The organism is Phytobacter sp. RSE-02 (genome assembly GCF_040578655.1).
GTDB lineage: Bacteria > Pseudomonadota > Gammaproteobacteria > Enterobacterales > Enterobacteriaceae > Phytobacter > Phytobacter diazotrophicus.
The window spans coordinates 539711-554957 of sequence record NZ_JBEULY010000002.1 but is presented as its reverse complement, the minus strand read 5'-3'; the positions used below and the strand labels follow the sequence as shown (position 1 = coordinate 554957).

The following is a 15247-nucleotide window of genomic DNA, read 5'->3' as shown; positions in this document are numbered from 1 at the left end:
TGTGCTGCCGCCAGAACCAGGGCGACGTGCTCGTCGCCCGGCAAATCAATGAGACATGATGTTTTCAGAGAACCACTGACGCCACTGCGCGGTTTTCTCCGCACGCAGTTGTGGATCGGTATTGATGGTGGCATTCCACTGGGCGGGTGTGGTCAGCATGCCCGGCAGCTTTGCCAGTTCAGGATCGATATGGGCGTTGGTTACCGTTGGGCTACCGTGATAAATCTTCGCCACCTGCTCCTGTATTTCGGGCTGTAAGGCAATATTGATAAACTTATAAGCCAGTTCGCTGTGTCGGCTGCCTTTGTTGATCCCGATGGTATCAACGCCCAAAATCGCCCCCTCTTTTGGCATCGCCAGTTTGACGTCGACTCCTTCGGCCATCATGTTGTAGGCGTTCATCGAGAGCATCACCTGTACCGGTGTTTCGCCAGTGGAGATCAACTGCTGACTGTTGGCATCATCGGTATAGAAGGATTTGATATTCGGGATCAGCGCCTTAAGCTTCGCCTGGCCTTGCTCCCAGTGCGCTGTGTCGCTGCCGGAGAGTTTGGCGGCCACTGCAATGATGTGGCTCGGATCCCAGTCAGGCAGCGCCAGCGTGCCCTTGAGCTCAGGTTTCCACAGATCGTTCCAGCTCTCGAAGGTTTCGCCTTTGGGGACTAAATCCGGACGGTAGCCGATGGTGTAAACGTAACCCCAGACGCCGAGGTGATAGGGGCTGACTTTGGCCTGTTGGACAAGGTTCGCGGCGTTGGGGATTTTGTTCATATCGAGTTTTTCAAACAGGCCGGAATTAGCATACAGATAGCCCACGTGCGCAGTCGTAAAGGTCACGTCAGTTTCCGGTGACCCGCCGGCCAGTTTGGCTTTATTAAGGCGATCGATGGTGCCGCCGGTAACAAACTGCACTTCCACGCCGGTCTCTTTGGTAAAGGCTTTCGCGATGGTTTCATCGATCAAATCTTTGAAGCCGCCGCCCCAGGTGCTGACAATCAGTTTGTCCGCGGCCATCGCATTTCCTGCGCTTAGCACACATGTGGTCAACAACGTTAAGGCACGAATCTTACGCAACATATTCTTATCCCCATCTATGAAATGGCTGTTGTGGCAGTCTGAAACCCGGCGCGCCAGAACGGTGCAAGCGGTGTTCCCTGGTGTGAAAGCGATAATGACGTGGTGAACGGATGGCGTAAAACAGCCTTTTCCTCGCCGTTGCATCGGAATTTCTGAGGCTAAAAAAGGCGCTGCTTTGCAACGGATTTTCTTAACCAGTAATAAGGATGAAGAGAAGAAGGGCACAACAAAACCAGGGGATTATGCTGTTATTTTTCATTTGGCATGATAACTGCATAAAAATTAGCACTATTAGAATGACTGGCGCGACATGATCGCGTCGGCGATCTCAGGAGAACCTGCATGCTCAGTCGCATTACCCAGCGTCAGCTGGAATATTTTGTCGCCTCCGGGGAGGCGGGCAGCATCATTGGTGCCTCAGAACGTATCCATGTTTCATCACCGTCGATCTCTGCTGCCATCACCCATATCGAATCTGAACTGGGCGTACAGCTCTTTGTGCGCCATCATGCGCAGGGCGTTTCGCTGACTGCCATCGGTCATCAGGTTCTGAAAGAGGCAAAGCTCATTCTGGAGCAGATGATGAATCTTTATACTATTGCCTCGGAGTCCATGAACAATGTGCGCGGCCCGCTGCGGGTAGGCTGTCTGGATACGCTGGCACCGATGCTGACGCCTGAACTGGTATTCGGCTTTGGACGCGCCTTTCCCGGCGTGCGCATTACGCTTGTCGAAGGCAACCATGAACAGTTGCTCAAACAGTTGCGCACCGCCGATATCGACATCGCGCTGACTTACGATTTAGTCCCCGCCAGTGATATCGACTTCACCGCACTGGCCCAATTGCCGCCCTATGTGATGGTGGGGGAACATCATCCGTTCGCGACGCACTCAGCGGTGACCATTGAGGATCTGGCGACCATGCCGATGGTCTTGCTGGATATGCCGTGGAGCCGCGAATATTTCCTGGGGCTGTTCAGCGAGGCGGGCGTTACGCCCAATGTGGTGATGCGCTCCAGTAATATGGAGGTGGTGCGCTCGATGGTGGCAAATGGCGTGGGATTTGGTATCGCCAACGTGCGGCCAAAAGCGCATTTATCCCAGGATGGCAAACGTCTGATTCGCGTGCGGCTGGCAGGAGCGAACAGGCCGATGCAACTGGGTTACGCGACCGCAGCCCACACCCAGCATTCAATGGTGGTTAACGCTTTTGCTGAGCGCTGCCGCATTTTTATCTCCGATCAGTATATTCCCGGCATGGCGGCGCCGAGCTATTTCGATCCGCAGGTGGTACGCGTGGCGTGATACAGGGCGTGGCGACAACTTAGTAGCCACGCGCCGGGAAAACCTGGCCGGTCACCGGCTCGCCGCGTGCGGCGCGCTGGATGTTGTCCGCCACCTGTTGTGCGGCGCTGGCCGGAATGGCAACGGAGGCCAGATGCGGCGTGATGAGCACGTTGTCCATGCGCCATAACGGATCGCCCGGCGGCAGCGGCTCACGCTCAAACACATCCAGCGTGGCCTGCGCGATCTGTCCTGAGCGCAACGCCGCTGTCAGTGCCGCCTGATCGACAATCGCACCGCGTGACACATTGATAAACGCGGCGCCACAGGGGAGGCGAGAGAGTCGGTCTGCGCTGAGCAGGCCCGCCGTCTGTGGCGTGAGAGGCAGCATCACCACCAGAATGTCGCTCTGGCTGAGAAAATCATTCAGCGAGGCCAGTCCGCTGCGACAGTGAATACCGTCGATGGCTTTAGGTGTCCGCGACCAGCCGCGCACGTCGAACCCCTGGCGTGCCAGTTCCCGTGCCGTATACGCGCCCAGTTCCCCCAATCCCAACACCCCGACGCGAATACCAGAAGGGCTGCGCGGGTGGAGGTAATGCCAGCGCTGTTCACGCTGCGCGCGCTCGAATGCCGGGATATCACGCGCGTAACGCAATACCGCAAAAAGCACGTAGCCTGCCATCATGCGTGCCATATCAGGATCGGAGAGACGAACAATCGGAACCGGCGGCAGATCGTCGCGCCCCACCAGTGAATCGACCCCCGCGCCGAGATTGACCAGTAACTTAAGATGGCGGTAGGGCGCAAAGAACCCGTGTGGCGGCTTCCATGCCAGCGCATAGTGCACCTCATCGGGGTTTTGCACTGTTTCGGCGCGGCAAATCGTCACGCCGGGCAAACGTGGCGCAAGAAGGGCCGACCATTCTTCGAAACTATCGAATTCGCTGTAAAACACTAAGGTGCTCATGCGCTGTGTGTCCCCATCAGATTGACCACCGCGTCAATGGCCAGCTCGTAGCCCACCGCGCCCAGTCCGGCAATCACACCGGTTGCCGCTTTGGAGACCAGCGAGTGATGGCGAAATGGCTCACGCTTCCAGATGTTGCTCATGTGCGTTTCAATGATCGGGCCATCAAACATCAGTAACGCATCCAGAATGGGGACAGAACTGTAGGTCAACCCCGCGGCGTTGATAATTAACCCTGCGGCGTGCTGACGCGCCTCCTGGATCCAGTCAACCAGCACGCCTTCGTGGTTGCTCTGGCGAAAATGCAAAACCACACCGTGTGTCCCGGCGCGGCGCTGGCAGCGTTCGCCAAGACTGGCAAAGCTTTCGCTGCCATACGTGCCGTTTTTATCCAGACCATATAAGTTGGCGTTCGGCCCATTAAGAAAGTAGATCTGCTGTGACATGCACACTCCTGATTAAACGTGCGGATGGGTAGCGGTCATCGCCGGATGCGTATCGAAGAGGGCAAACCAGGCGGCGGTAAGCGGGTGGCTGGCACGCCAGTTGAGCTCGGCAAAGCGAAAGTCGAGATAACCGAGCGCACAGCCGATGGCAATAAGCCCGATATCGTCGGGTTGAGCGCGAAAACTGCTGACCTGGTGTTCAATCTCTGCCAGTGCGGCGGTGACTTTTTTCAATTGGGCGTCGGCCCAGCCCTGCCACTGCTTTTCAGGCGGGCGCGCGGTGAACTCGTAGCGCGCCAGTAATGCGGCATCGATAATGCCGTCGCCCAGCGCCTGGCGTGCCAGACTTTTCCAGCGTGCCTCGGCGTTTTCCGGGTATAAATGGCCCTGCGCACGCGTATTGAGGTATTCACAAATGACCCGGCTGTCATAAAGACAGAGCCCGTCTTCGGTACGCAGCGCCGGGACTTTTGCCAGGGGGTTAAAGAGGGCGATACGTTCGTCACGCATCACCGGGTGTGCGGCGGAATCCAGCCGTTCTATCTCCTCAGCAAGCCCCAGTACGGTTGCGCACACCATCACTTTGCGAACATAGGCGGAGGTGGTGGCAAAAAAGAGTTGCATCATGACGCCACCCGCAGCAGCACTTTGCCAATGTTGGCGTTGGCTTCCAGAATGCGATGGGCCTCTGCGGCCTGGGCTAAAGGCAGGGTTTGATAAATGCGCGGCGCGATTTTCCCGGCGGCGATCAGTGGCAGCAGATGTTTACTGATGCCCTGCGCCAGGCGTGTTTTCTCGGCCAGGCTTTTGGGGCGCAGGGTGGAAGAGGTCAGACTCAGCCCTTTGCGCATCACCTGTTGCAGGTCCAGTTCAATCTTTGCCCCCTGCATAAATGAGAGACTGACGTGGCGCCCGCCCGTCGCCAGCACGCTGAGATTGCGTGCCACGTACTCGCCCCCCACGTTATCCAGCACCACATCCACACCACGCTCCCCGGTTGCCGCCAGAATGACGTCGACGAAATCCTCGCCGTGGCGGTCGATGGCGCGCCATACTCCGAGCTGTTGCAGCGCGGCAATTTTTTCCGCGCCGCCTGCGGTTGCTACCACGCGCGCGCCGCACGCCTGTGCGCACTGAATGGCAAATGTTCCTACGCCGCTGGCTGCCCCGTGAATCAGCACGGTTTCGCCCGGCTGCAGGCGACCCAGTTCAAACAGGTTGTGCCACACGGTAAAGGCTGCTTCCGGCACCCCTGCCGCCTGCGGGAGAGGCAGATTTTCGGGAATGGATAAACAGAGTTCGGCACGCGCTACACAATACTCTGCATACCCACCGCCGTTGAGCAAGGCCATGACCGGGCTACCTGGCGCGGGGGCGTCAACGCCCGCACCCAGCGCGATGACGGTGCCTGAGACCTCCAGCCCCAGCACATCGGTGACACCCGGCGGCAGCGGCATGCCGTTGCGTTGCAGAATATCGGGGCGATTGACCCCGGCACTGGCAACGCGAATCAACACTTCACCTGCGCCCGGTTGCGGCACCGGGCGCTGCACCTGTTCTAAGACCTCCGGGCCACCTGGTCGGCCCGCAATTATGGCATTCATCATTTCAGGTATCATGCGCGTTTATCCCGGTCTGCCGCGCTAAATGCGCAGACACCTTCATCATCAACGTTAATACCCACCAGGCTACCGACGGGCCAGCGTGTCAGCGCATGAAGACCGGACTGGCGTGCAAAGAGCGTGGCGCTACCCAGCGCAGGCACATCGAGATGAACATCGACATGATCGCCCTGAAAGACATGGGCAATCACCGTGGCGCTGAGCAGTGACTGCGGACCCAGGGCGGCCAGTTGAATATTTTCCGGGCGAACAAAGACATCCAGGCGTTCGCCAATCGTGGCATGTACGCGCTCCGCTGGCAGGCGAAGCACACTGCCGCCCAGTTCCAGCATCGCCACGCCATCGCGACCGGAGTAACGACCCGGCAGAATGTTCACATCACCCACAAACCCTGCAACAAAGGGATCCTGCGGACGACGATAAATCTCATCCGGCGTGCCTATCTGGCGAACATGCCCCGCCGACATCACCACCACGCGATCGCTCATGCTCAGCGCTTCGCCCTGATCGTGCGTCACGAAGACAGTGGTGACGCCAAGCTTGCGCTGAATGGCTTTCAACTCAACCTGCATCGACAGGCGCAGGTTTTTATCCAGCGCGGAGAAAGGTTCATCAAGCAACAGGACTTTGGGGCGGATCACCAGCGCACGCGCCAGCGCCACACGCTGCTGCTGTCCACCCGAAAGTTCCCGTGGTTTGCGATGGCCGTAACCGGCAAGTTTTACCAGCGCCAGTGCCTGTTCAACACGTTCAGCGATTTCGGCTTTGGGTACGCCGCGCATGCGCAGACCATAACCCACGTTCTTTTCGACCGTCATATGCGGGAACAGGGCGTAGTTCTGAAACACAATGCCGATTTCACGCTGCCAGGGCGGGGTATCTGTAACCAGATCACCATCAATGAAAATTTCGCCGCCATCCGCGCCGGCGAAACCCGCCATCAGATTCAGCAGCGTGGTTTTGCCGCAGCCGGACGGGCCGAGCAGCGTGATAAATTCCCCTTCTTCAATCATCAGGGAAATTTTGTGTAAGGCGATGGCGTCGCCAAAGCGTTTGAGTACGCCATCGAGCCGTACGGCAACGTGCCTGTTGCTCATGTCGGGTTGCAGCGTTGCGGGCTGCGGGAACGGGGTGACTTCTGCACTGACCATGTAATCTCCAGAAAGGGGCTATCAAATGCCTGAAACCAGCATACGGCTTAAACGCCGAAGACGCGGTTAGTGCTTCCCGAAGCTGGTGTTTGGAAAAGGTAAAGCAGAGATAACGCGAAGCAGAGGGATGCAGGGCGAGCCGGCGCACGCCCTGCAATGAAGGGAACCTCAGAGGGGATGATGTCGCGACAGTGTCAGCTTTTTTGACACATCCAGGTCGCAAGGCGGCGTAGCAGGGCGTCACAGGCGTTTAGCTGTTCGATGGTAATGAACTCATCCGGCTTATGGCCCTGCGCCATACTGCCTGGCCCGCATATCACGCTGGGAATACCGGACTGATGGAACAACCCGCCTTCGGTCCCGAAGGCGACGGTGCTGAATTTTTCCGATCCGGTGAGATGGGCGACCAGCCGTGCGGCGGCGCTTTGCGCGGCGGTGTACAAACCGGGGTAACTACTGATGGGATAAAAGCGGATCGCGGCGTCACGATTTACCGCGCGCATTGTGGGCAGGAGTTCGCGCTGTGCGTAACTTTCCAGCTCACGGGCCACCTCCTGCGCATCATCCTGCGGCAATGTTCGCACCTCAAAGTCAAAGGTACAGTCGGCGGGCACGATATTCAGCGCCCGGCCACCCTGGATAAGACCCGTTTGCACCGTGGTAAAAGGGGGATCAAAACGCCCATCATGATGTTCCGGCGCGGCCAGCCGCTGGCCGATTAGCGTCAGATGATGGATAAGCGTTGCGGCATATTCGATGGCATTGACACCCTGCGGCGCATAAGCCGAGTGGCAGGCGGCGCCCTGTACTTCACAACGCATGCCGAGTTTGCCTTTGTGACCAAGAATCGGTTGCAGTTCAGTGGGTTCGCCAATCAGGCAGATAGCGGGCTTGTCCGCACGAGCGGAGAGCGCATCCAGCAAAGTCCGCACCCCGAGGCATCCGACTTCCTCATCATACGAAATGGCCAGATGCAGCGGTTGCGCCAGCGGCTGCGCAAGAAAGTGGGGGATGGCGGCGAGAATGCAGGCAATAAAGCCTTTCATGTCCGCTGTGCCACGACCATACAGTTTGCCATCGCGCTCCGTCAGGGCGAAAGGGGGAACGCTCCAGTTCTGCCCGTCCACGGGCACTACATCGCTGTGGCCCGATAGCATAACGCCACCGTGACCTGGCGGGCCAAACCGCGCATACAGATTGGCTTTGCTGCCTTCGGCGTTGTGAATCAATTCGTAATCAACGCCGAGCCCGGTTAAATAGCGCCCGACAAATTCGATCAGCGCCAGATTAGATTCGCGGCTGGTGGTGTTAAACGCCACCAGTTGTTCCAGCATTTCACGGCTGGTCATCATCAGATCTCCTTGCCGTTACTCATCGCCGGGTACGCCGTAACCCGGCGCGCTACGGGGATCGAGCGCCCGCGTTAAATAGTCCTGCATCTGGGGTTGGTAAGCCTGCCAGAGTTTGCCGAGTTCATCGATGGGGGCGGCGTCAGCCCAGTCGACGCGCAAATCCACTATCGGCCAGACGTGAGAATCCACGATCGACAGCGCCGCCGAATGCAGCGGACCGGCTTCCCCGCCTGCGCGCAGGCCCGCTTGCATGGCGGCAATGAGCCTGTCAGCAAGATGGCCGGATTGCTGTTCGAACGCGTTTATCATCGCGACAATGACATTGGGATCCGCGAGCATGTTGCCCGCCGCCACGCAGTTCTCGCCGCTCAGGGCGTTGTTAACCCCCAGGGTTTTTTCGCCGCTGTAGAAGGCGCTTTCACCCCCGGCGGTTAGCACGGTCACTTGCCGATACAAAGAATAGTCATCCGTGTCCAGGCCGCTTTTCAGCGCGGTTTCGACACTCTCGCCCTGTTGTAATCTGTCAAGAATACGCGGCCCCAGCGCCGGTAAGGTGATGTTTTGGGTTGAGACCGCGCCAACCTTGCTGCGCAGCCAGGGGCAGCGAGCGCCCACCGCGATACTGGATGAGCTGATGGCAATGCCCAACTGACCGGTTTGCGCGCAGCGACCAATAATCGATATCGTCATGATCTTATTCTCCCCCAGGGGTTTGCCATTCGTCCGGAATCACCGCGATAACATCGATTTCCATCAGCCACTGCGGCTGACCCAGCGCGGAAATAACCAGTCCGGTTGAGATGGGATACACCCCCTTTAGCCATTTGCCGACAACCTGGTAAACCGGCTCGCGATAGCGGGGGTCGATGATATAGGTGGTTGTTTTGACGATGTGCGACAGATCGCTGCCCGCCTCTTCCAGTAGCTGTTTTACGTTCTTCATCGCTTGCTCAGCCTGGGCTGCCGGGTCGCCAAGCCCCACCAGATTACCGTCGAAATCGGTGCCAATCTGGCCGCGCACGTACACGGTATTGCCTGCACGAACGGCCTGGCAAAGATCGTTATCCAGTGACTGATTGGGGTAGGTGTCTTTGGTATTAAATTTGCGAATGCGGGTATGTGTGCTCATCGTGTCCTGCCAGTAAGTGGGTTCCCCGCAAGGTATACCCGCCCAGGCAAAACAAACAAAACAGCATAATCCGAGGCTTTAGTTTAGAAAATGCGAACACCCGTCCAGGCCTTGAGCGACGGGTGTCAGGGAGACTGTTTTCGTCACTTACTGCCCGCTATACCTGGTTGCGCTTCTGATGGGAATGAGCAAAGGCAGGATGCAAAGCACCAGCAGCGCGACAAGAATTAAGGTGTGTTGTACCCCCATCACATCGCCTGCCATACCGTAGATGACGGGCATCAGGGCACCACACCCCAGTGACGCGGTATAGAAAATGGCAAACGCGCGGGTTTGCTGTTGCGGGCGGGATAGCTCGGCAACACTGCCATAGAGAATCGAGGAGGTGCCGTTCAGCGCCACACCCAGAGGAATCAACAATAACCAGATAACGTGCAGCGGGGCAAATGCCATCCCCAGCACGATAGCGGAGGTGATTATCTCACTGGCCGCGACGCTTTTGATGATACCAAGCCGGGTCGACAATATTCCGCAAACCAGTTTACCAAATGCCCCGCCAATAAAGATTAAGGTCAACGCAAAGCCAATTTGCGTCGCCGAAGCCCCGCGGGCGGCCATCAAAAAAGGCAGAAACGTCAGCGTGCCCGTGCGCGTTGCGTTATCAATACTGCCGATCACGCATAGCGCGGCGAAAGCCCTTCTACGTAAGGAGTCGGGAAGATGTAGCGCCTGTTGATGAGGCTGGCTATGTGTCTCTTTGGCGGCGAGCGGCTTTGCCTGCGCGGCCTTGCTGCCAACCGGCAATAACAGGTACAGGCCCAGGGTGACGAGGAAGCCAAAGAGAGCAATCCACTGCAGGGCGCTTCCCCAGGAGATGATGAGCAGGCAGGCCGACAGCGTACTGGGAATCACCCCTTTGCCGACATCACCAAAGAAGTTATATGTGCTAAGTGCAATACGGGACTGCTTCGCGGAATAATATTGCGTAATAAAACTGGACGATAAGGGATGCTGAACGCTGGCGCCCAGACCACCGATGACAATCAATACCATGAGCTGTATCAGCGTTGATGAGGTACCGTAGAGGAGCAGCGCGACGGTCAAAAGCAGGGTGCCAGCCATTAAGACTTTACGTTCGCCATACTTTCGACCTAATTCCCCTGCGGGGATCTGAAAGGCTGACATCGCGCCGGAGAACAGCATTTTAAGCAGGCCTATCTGAGCCATGGAAAGCCCGAATTGCTGCTGCCAGATAGCAAAAAGGACATAGTGCAGGTCGGTGGCGCCGTCATGGAAAAGGTGAGCAAGACTGGTTGCTCCAAGAACTTTGCGGCTTTGTGACTTTTCGACGCTAACCGGATGCGTGTTATCGGGGGGACCGGACGTCAGGCTCATGCATTCGCTCCACGGTACAAAAGAGTATCTTTACATTAAATTTCCCCTGGCGAAAATAACGTTTGAAAGTTTATTTTGCATAAGCATTCGGGGTTCTGCTCTGTTAGGGCGGTTTTTTATTTTATTGCCGTGTGGTCCGACTCTTTTTTGCAGACATCATAAGGGTTAAGATTCAGAACGGCTAAACAGGTTTGCACCCTGACTTATGTACTATTTTAAATAAGGTTACTATATCAATTTAAATATTAACCAGTGTGTTACTTGAATTTTCTCGCGATAAGTTAACAGCCGCGATTCACTTATCGCATTTGTAATGTTGCGTCACGCAAACTTATTGCACATTCACCGTTTGTTGCGCAACTTGCAAGTGAGATGATTTGCCTGCTTTTTTGATGAAATTGAGAATCGATACAGTATGCGGGTACTTAAACGGGGGCATCAGGCGCCGGTTTCACAGCGCACTCTCGATATTGTTACGATGCATGTTCCTATTTTATTTTGCCTTTTCTGATGACATACTATGCGCGTATGTGATTGGACAGATTTCTGCATGCTCTGGTGTTTTTTTAGTTGCAGGTATGGGTAAGCAACATGAAGAAAAAGAAATTATTTATATCACTGGTGGTCACGGTTGCTTTCCTTATCGCTTCAGTTTTATTGACATTCCAGATGTTCTCTGCGCGTACTCAGACTATAAATGAGCTTAATATAAATGTCATAAACTTAAGTCGCACGCTTGATACTTATTCGGAAGGCATTATTCGTCAAGGTGAGATGCTTATAAAAACCATTTCCAGCATGACAGAAATCTATGGGCTAAATCATCAGAATATCTCACGCATTCGAACACTCTTGTCGGAACAAACAATATTTCTTGAACAACTGAATAATATCGTCATTTACGATGAAAATGGAGGGGAGATCCTTGCCATGCGTGATATCCCCAAGGGAAGCAGAAATGGCGCAGACAGGTCCTTCTTTATCTATCATCGTAATAATCCCTCTAAAAATATCTTTATTGGTCCTCCTGTTGTCAGCAGAACAACGGGTAAGTGGGTTATTACCATCAGTAGAAGGCTGGAGGATGCTAATGCCCTGTTCAGAGGTGTGGTCGTTTTAACGCTGAACGTTGAAAATTTTCTGGAAACATACGGCAAATTAGATATTGGCAAAAATGGTTCAATATCGCTGATTAGCGATTCAGGAACACTTATGGTCCGCTTTCCGTTCAGTGAGGAATATATCGGAAAGGCGTTCTCTGATTCGCTTCTGTTCACGCATTATTTGAAAGAGAGTGACTCAGGAACGGCAACCGTGGTTTCTCGTGTTGACCATATTGAGCGTATTTTCGCTTTTCAGAAAAATAAGCGTTATGGGTTAGTCACAACGGTTGCGGTAAGTACAGATGAAGCCTTAAATTCATGGCGGCATCACGCTGAGATTCTGAGCGCGACCATTATATTCCTTGTTGGATGTGCTTGCTTTTCAGGCAGTTATGTTTTTAAAGAAATGAGCAGACGTGTGCAGCTTAATAAAGAACTTACAAATGCAAAAGAGTCATTGATGTCTGCTAATGCACAATTAAAAGAGATGGCTTCGGTTGACAGTTTAACTGGTCTGGCTAACCGCAGGGAGTTTGATGATATTTTCCCTCAAACAATTTCGGATTGTGCGAGAAATAAAAAATCGATATCACTATTGCTGATCGATGTTGATTTTTTTAAAAATTACAATGATAAGTATGGCCATGTGGCCGGAGACGACTGTTTACGCAATGTGGCGGCAATAATAAAAGCGAGTTTAACAGAGTTTAATGCTGTGACAGCCCGGTATGGCGGAGAAGAGTTTGTGGTTATCTTACCCGAAATAGAACCAGAATTAGCAAAGAGAATTGCCGGGTCGATTACGCGTAATATCATCAGCGAAAGAATAACCCATGAAGCCAGCCCCTTTGGGGTGGTGAGTGTCAGCATAGGTGTTTCACATGCACGCGCGACAGATCTGGACGATGACGGAACGTCACTTATTGAAAGTGCCGATACGGCACTTTATCGTGCGAAGTTTTCCGGCCGCAACCAGATTAGCATGATCTGACAGCTTCTTACTGAATTGGCTCGCTTTTCTGGATTGTTTTTAAAACCGTTGAATAAATGCTATCGAGCAAATAGATTAACGGTTCGTGGTCACCACAGGATTGACCTGACTTCCGCTGTAATGCTTTTCCTTCACCCAAAGACGATATTGCCCGGGCGTGCGATGATAATGTTCGCGAAACGCGCGACAGAATGTTGACTGCTGTCGGTAACCCAGATGCATGGCAATATCGGTGATTGAATGGCGGGTATCGTGGAGTAAATCGCGGGCAATAACCATTTTTCGATAGCGTATATATACGCCAGGAGTCATACCCGTTATTTTTTTAAATCCCCGCTGGAAATGCCAGGCAGAATACCCAGATTTTTGCGCCAGCACCTTGAGTGGCAAAGGCGTTGCAATATTGCACTCTATCCAGTCGATAATGTCCTTTATCGTTAACCTCATCAGGGATAATGCGCTTTCCTTTGTCATATCAACACCTTTTATTGGCAGCATCAGGGGAGCCACCGTCATATAGCAGCGTCCCCCGACAGAAATAATAATCGCTTTCTCCGGGCCGGCTGAGAGCAAATCTTCGCGTGTCCGTTTATTGCATCAGCAGTCTTCAATAATCAAATAGACTGCGTTCAGCGGCCCGTGAACGCCAACGACTTTAATCAGTTCAATATCCGCCGTTGAGCTTGGCCCGGCGATGAGATTGATACAGGAGGGCAGTGTTTCGCCTGACTGCACCCGCTGGCGAAGGATCTCAGCCAGTTGCGTGACGCCAGCCAGTAACCGGCTCTTGTAGATAACAAACAATGTCGTCGGGGGAAGCAGGCTGATGGAACGCCCTTGCAAGGGAGAGGAAAACAGCACGACGCCGCCTGTTTCACAAAGACCGTATTCGGCAAAGACCACACCGATATTTGCCGCAGCGGCGTTACGCAAATTGTCTTCTCTTTCCGGCGAGGTCCAGCAGTGTGTCGGGAACGTCTTCTGCAAGTGCGCTGTAATACCCGCGTTTACCAGCCGGGCATCGCCGCTTATCAGTACCGGACCGCCGCCATAATGTTTACAGAGACGTTCGGCAACCTGTGGCAGGGTGGCAAGGGAGGCCCGTTCGCAGTGAGCCTGCATGACCTGTGCGGCAAAGGCCATAAAACTGTCGCAAGGTTGCTGTGCTATCTTCTCGGCATAGCGGCTTCTTAGCGGCGCTGCATGCGTCGTGGGCAATGGCTGAGGGATGCGGCGCGGTTCACGGCCGAGCTGCCGGGCAATGTTTAGCATGAAGGCATCACGGTTTTCCATTATGCGTCCTCCCCATTTTTACGTTGCTTTTGATGCGTTTTGAACCAGCTTCGGAAACTTTCTCCATCCGCCTGTGGCAGATCCCGTGCTTCCGTCCATTTGCGGATAGCGGCGATGCTAAAAGGCATCTTCCCGTTGCGAATCATCAGTTGCGCGGCGCGTGCGCCCGCCACCATACCGACCTTCCACAGAGCGTGATGACGGTTAGCGTAATTGAACAGATGCACGGTGTGACGTTCCATCGCGGGGGTCATTCCGCTTTCAGCCAGCGTCCGGCGGTGCTCAAGAATTAATGAAGACAAGGGAATACGAACCGGACAGACGTCATCGCAGGCCGTACATAACGAGCAGGCATAGGGCAGGTGTTTGAAATCCTCATAGCCACCGAGCAGCGGCGAGAGTACCGCGCCAACAGGGCCAGGATAAATGGAACCGTAGCCATGTCCACCAATATGGCGGTAGGCAGGACAGGTGTTCATGCAGGCGCCGCAGCGTATACAGCGCAAGATATCCTGAAAAGGCGAACCCAGCACCTGCGAACGACCATTGTCGACAATCACCAGATGGAACGCCTCAGGCCCGTCGCTTTCTGCGGGACCACCGGGGCCCGTAAGCCAGGTGTTGTAGCCGGTCAGGCGGGCGCCCACGGCGCTGCGAGCCAGCATGGTCAGCATAATGTCCAGTTCTGCAAATGAGGGCACCACGCGCTCCATCCCCATCACGGCAATGTGCGTTCGCGGTACGGTGGTGCAGAGTCGGGCATTGCCTTCGTTGCTCACCAGGCTGAGCGTCCCGGTTTCTGCGACCGCAAAATTGCATCCGGTAATGCCGATATCGGCGCTGAGGAAATCTTCGCGGATCTTCTGGCGAATAAAGCGTGTCATCGCTTCCGGGGTTTCGGCGCCCTCGTAACCCAATTTCTCCCGCAAGACACGCTGAATTTGATGGCGGTCTTTATGTATGGCAGGAACAACCACATGGGAAGGGGCGTCGTTGGCCAGTTGCAGGATATACTCGCCCAGGTCGGTTTCGACAACCTCAATACCTGCCGCCTCCAGCGCGGCATTCATGCCGATCTCTTCGGTCACCATCGACTTCGATTTCACGATTTTGCGGGCCTGCTTCTGCTGCGCAACCTGCAAAATGTAGCGGGTGGCATCTTCGCGCGTGTTGGCAAAGAAAACGGTGCCGCCATTCGCGGTGACTTTTTCACTGAGCTGATAGAGGTACGCATCCAGATTTTCGAGAACATGGGCGCGAATATCCGCAGCGCGGGTACGCCAGTCGGGCCAGTTCTCAAGTTCGTCGATCATTTTCTGGCGATTAATGCCAATGCGGTCCTGCGCGTTCGCGACCGCATGACGCATCACCGGATCGTCGATTTGCTGCTGTACCCGATCATAAAAGGGCAGGTTACTGGTTTTAAGAAACATA

The 15247-nt window shown here is 54.8% G+C and carries 15 protein-coding genes; 2 read left to right on the top strand and 13 right to left on the bottom strand.

Going from position 1 to position 15247, the window contains the following annotated elements; genetic code table 11:
• Positions 1–45: 45 nt before the first annotated feature.
• Entirely contained in the window at positions 46–1077 is a 1032-nt protein-coding gene (locus ABU190_RS06230) for an ABC transporter substrate-binding protein (protein WP_354690728.1), read from the bottom strand.
• A 342-nt stretch (positions 1078–1419) separates the two neighbouring features.
• Here ABU190_RS06230 and ABU190_RS06225 point away from each other — a divergent pair, with 342 nt between their 5' ends.
• Entirely contained in the window at positions 1420–2382 is a 963-nt protein-coding gene (locus tag ABU190_RS06225; RefSeq protein WP_039079263.1) for a LysR family transcriptional regulator, read from the top strand.
• Between the two features lie 19 nt (positions 2383–2401).
• Here the strand turns inward: ABU190_RS06225 and ABU190_RS06220 are convergent, their stop codons facing one another.
• The 9 genes from ABU190_RS06220 to ABU190_RS06180 all read right to left on the bottom strand — a co-directional run bounded on the left by ABU190_RS06220 (position 2402) and on the right by ABU190_RS06180 (position 10426).
• A complete protein-coding gene (locus tag ABU190_RS06220) occupies positions 2402–3331 on the bottom strand; it encodes a glyoxylate/hydroxypyruvate reductase A (protein ID WP_071194907.1) in 930 nt (309 codons plus the stop codon).
• On the bottom strand, positions 3328–3777 hold the full coding sequence (locus ABU190_RS06215; RefSeq protein WP_039079261.1) for a type II 3-dehydroquinate dehydratase: 450 nt from the start codon (positions 3775–3777) through the stop codon (positions 3328–3330). Before ABU190_RS06215 ends, ABU190_RS06220 begins: the two co-directional genes overlap by 4 nt.
• Before the next feature lie 12 nt (positions 3778–3789).
• Positions 3790–4404 (bottom strand): glutathione S-transferase N-terminal domain-containing protein, encoded by a 615-nt coding sequence (locus ABU190_RS06210; protein WP_354690727.1) that lies wholly within the window; start codon positions 4402–4404, stop codon positions 3790–3792.
• Positions 4401–5384: an NAD(P)H-quinone oxidoreductase gene (locus tag ABU190_RS06205; RefSeq protein ID WP_354690726.1), complete on the bottom strand. Its 984-nt coding sequence runs from the start codon at positions 5382–5384 to the stop codon at positions 4401–4403. The genes ABU190_RS06210 and ABU190_RS06205 overlap by 4 nt, the downstream gene beginning before the upstream one ends.
• Positions 5385–5392: 8 nt before the next feature.
• Positions 5393–6550, bottom strand: a complete 1158-nt coding sequence (locus tag ABU190_RS06200) for an ABC transporter ATP-binding protein (RefSeq protein ID WP_354690725.1) — start codon at positions 6548–6550, stop codon at positions 5393–5395.
• A gap of 194 nt (positions 6551–6744) precedes the next feature.
• On the bottom strand, positions 6745–7902 hold the full coding sequence (gene argE, locus ABU190_RS06195; RefSeq protein ID WP_354690724.1) for an acetylornithine deacetylase: 1158 nt from the start codon (positions 7900–7902) through the stop codon (positions 6745–6747).
• A 15-nt stretch (positions 7903–7917) separates the two neighbouring features.
• Positions 7918–8592 (bottom strand): DUF1028 domain-containing protein, encoded by a 675-nt coding sequence (locus ABU190_RS06190; RefSeq protein WP_354690723.1) that lies wholly within the window; start codon positions 8590–8592, stop codon positions 7918–7920.
• A gap of 4 nt (positions 8593–8596) precedes the next feature.
• A complete protein-coding gene (locus tag ABU190_RS06185) occupies positions 8597–9031 on the bottom strand; it encodes a RidA family protein (protein WP_039079255.1) in 435 nt (144 codons plus the stop codon).
• A 147-nt stretch (positions 9032–9178) separates the two neighbouring features.
• Positions 9179–10426, bottom strand: a complete 1248-nt coding sequence (locus ABU190_RS06180) for an MFS transporter (protein ID WP_354690722.1) — start codon at positions 10424–10426, stop codon at positions 9179–9181.
• A 591-nt stretch (positions 10427–11017) separates the two neighbouring features.
• Between ABU190_RS06180 and ABU190_RS06175 the strand changes: the two genes are divergently transcribed.
• Complete coding sequence (locus ABU190_RS06175) at positions 11018–12520, top strand: sensor domain-containing diguanylate cyclase (RefSeq protein WP_354690721.1); 1503 nt, start codon at positions 11018–11020, stop codon at positions 12518–12520.
• Between the two features lie 75 nt (positions 12521–12595).
• On the opposite strand, the gene ABU190_RS06170 is transcribed toward ABU190_RS06175, so the two are convergent.
• From ABU190_RS06170 to ABU190_RS06160, 3 genes are all read right to left on the bottom strand, one after another.
• Positions 12596–12994, bottom strand: coding sequence for an AraC family transcriptional regulator (locus tag ABU190_RS06170; protein ID WP_354690720.1), 399 nt, complete (start codon positions 12992–12994; stop codon positions 12596–12598).
• A 123-nt stretch (positions 12995–13117) separates the two neighbouring features.
• Positions 13118–13813 carry a lactate utilization protein C gene (locus tag ABU190_RS06165; RefSeq protein WP_354690719.1) on the bottom strand — a complete coding sequence of 232 codons (696 nt, stop codon included), beginning with the start codon at positions 13811–13813 and terminating at the stop codon, positions 13118–13120.
• Complete coding sequence (locus ABU190_RS06160; RefSeq protein WP_354690718.1) at positions 13813–15246, bottom strand: LutB/LldF family L-lactate oxidation iron-sulfur protein; 1434 nt, start codon at positions 15244–15246, stop codon at positions 13813–13815. The genes ABU190_RS06165 and ABU190_RS06160 overlap by 1 nt, the downstream gene beginning before the upstream one ends.
• Position 15247: the final 1 nt, after the last annotated feature.

Coding starts and splice junctions, on each gene's coding strand:
- argE (WP_354690724.1), bottom strand. CDS start 7,902: ATGATGACCAGCCGTGAAATGCTGGAACAACTGGTGGCGTTTAACACC.
- ABU190_RS06220 (WP_071194907.1), bottom strand. CDS start 3,331: ATGAGCACCTTAGTGTTTTACAGCGAATTCGATAGTTTCGAAGAATGG.
- ABU190_RS06190 (WP_354690723.1), bottom strand. CDS start 8,592: ATGACGATATCGATTATTGGTCGCTGCGCGCAAACCGGTCAGTTGGGC.
- ABU190_RS06175 (WP_354690721.1), top strand. CDS start 11,018: ATGAAGAAAAAGAAATTATTTATATCACTGGTGGTCACGGTTGCTTTC.
- ABU190_RS06215 (WP_039079261.1), bottom strand. CDS start 3,777: ATGTCACAGCAGATCTACTTTCTTAATGGGCCGAACGCCAACTTATAT.
- ABU190_RS06185 (WP_039079255.1), bottom strand. CDS start 9,031: ATGAGCACACATACCCGCATTCGCAAATTTAATACCAAAGACACCTAC.
- ABU190_RS06205 (WP_354690726.1), bottom strand. CDS start 5,384: ATGATGAATGCCATAATTGCGGGCCGACCAGGTGGCCCGGAGGTCTTA.
- ABU190_RS06180 (WP_354690722.1), bottom strand. CDS start 10,426: ATGAGCCTGACGTCCGGTCCCCCCGATAACACGCATCCGGTTAGCGTC.
- ABU190_RS06165 (WP_354690719.1), bottom strand. CDS start 13,813: ATGGAAAACCGTGATGCCTTCATGCTAAACATTGCCCGGCAGCTCGGC.
- ABU190_RS06225 (WP_039079263.1), top strand. CDS start 1,420: ATGCTCAGTCGCATTACCCAGCGTCAGCTGGAATATTTTGTCGCCTCC.
- ABU190_RS06210 (WP_354690727.1), bottom strand. CDS start 4,404: ATGATGCAACTCTTTTTTGCCACCACCTCCGCCTATGTTCGCAAAGTG.
- ABU190_RS06230 (WP_354690728.1), bottom strand. CDS start 1,077: ATGTTGCGTAAGATTCGTGCCTTAACGTTGTTGACCACATGTGTGCTA.
- ABU190_RS06200 (WP_354690725.1), bottom strand. CDS start 6,550: ATGGTCAGTGCAGAAGTCACCCCGTTCCCGCAGCCCGCAACGCTGCAA.
- ABU190_RS06170 (WP_354690720.1), bottom strand. CDS start 12,994: ATGACAAAGGAAAGCGCATTATCCCTGATGAGGTTAACGATAAAGGAC.
- ABU190_RS06160 (WP_354690718.1), bottom strand. CDS start 15,246: ATGTTTCTTAAAACCAGTAACCTGCCCTTTTATGATCGGGTACAGCAG.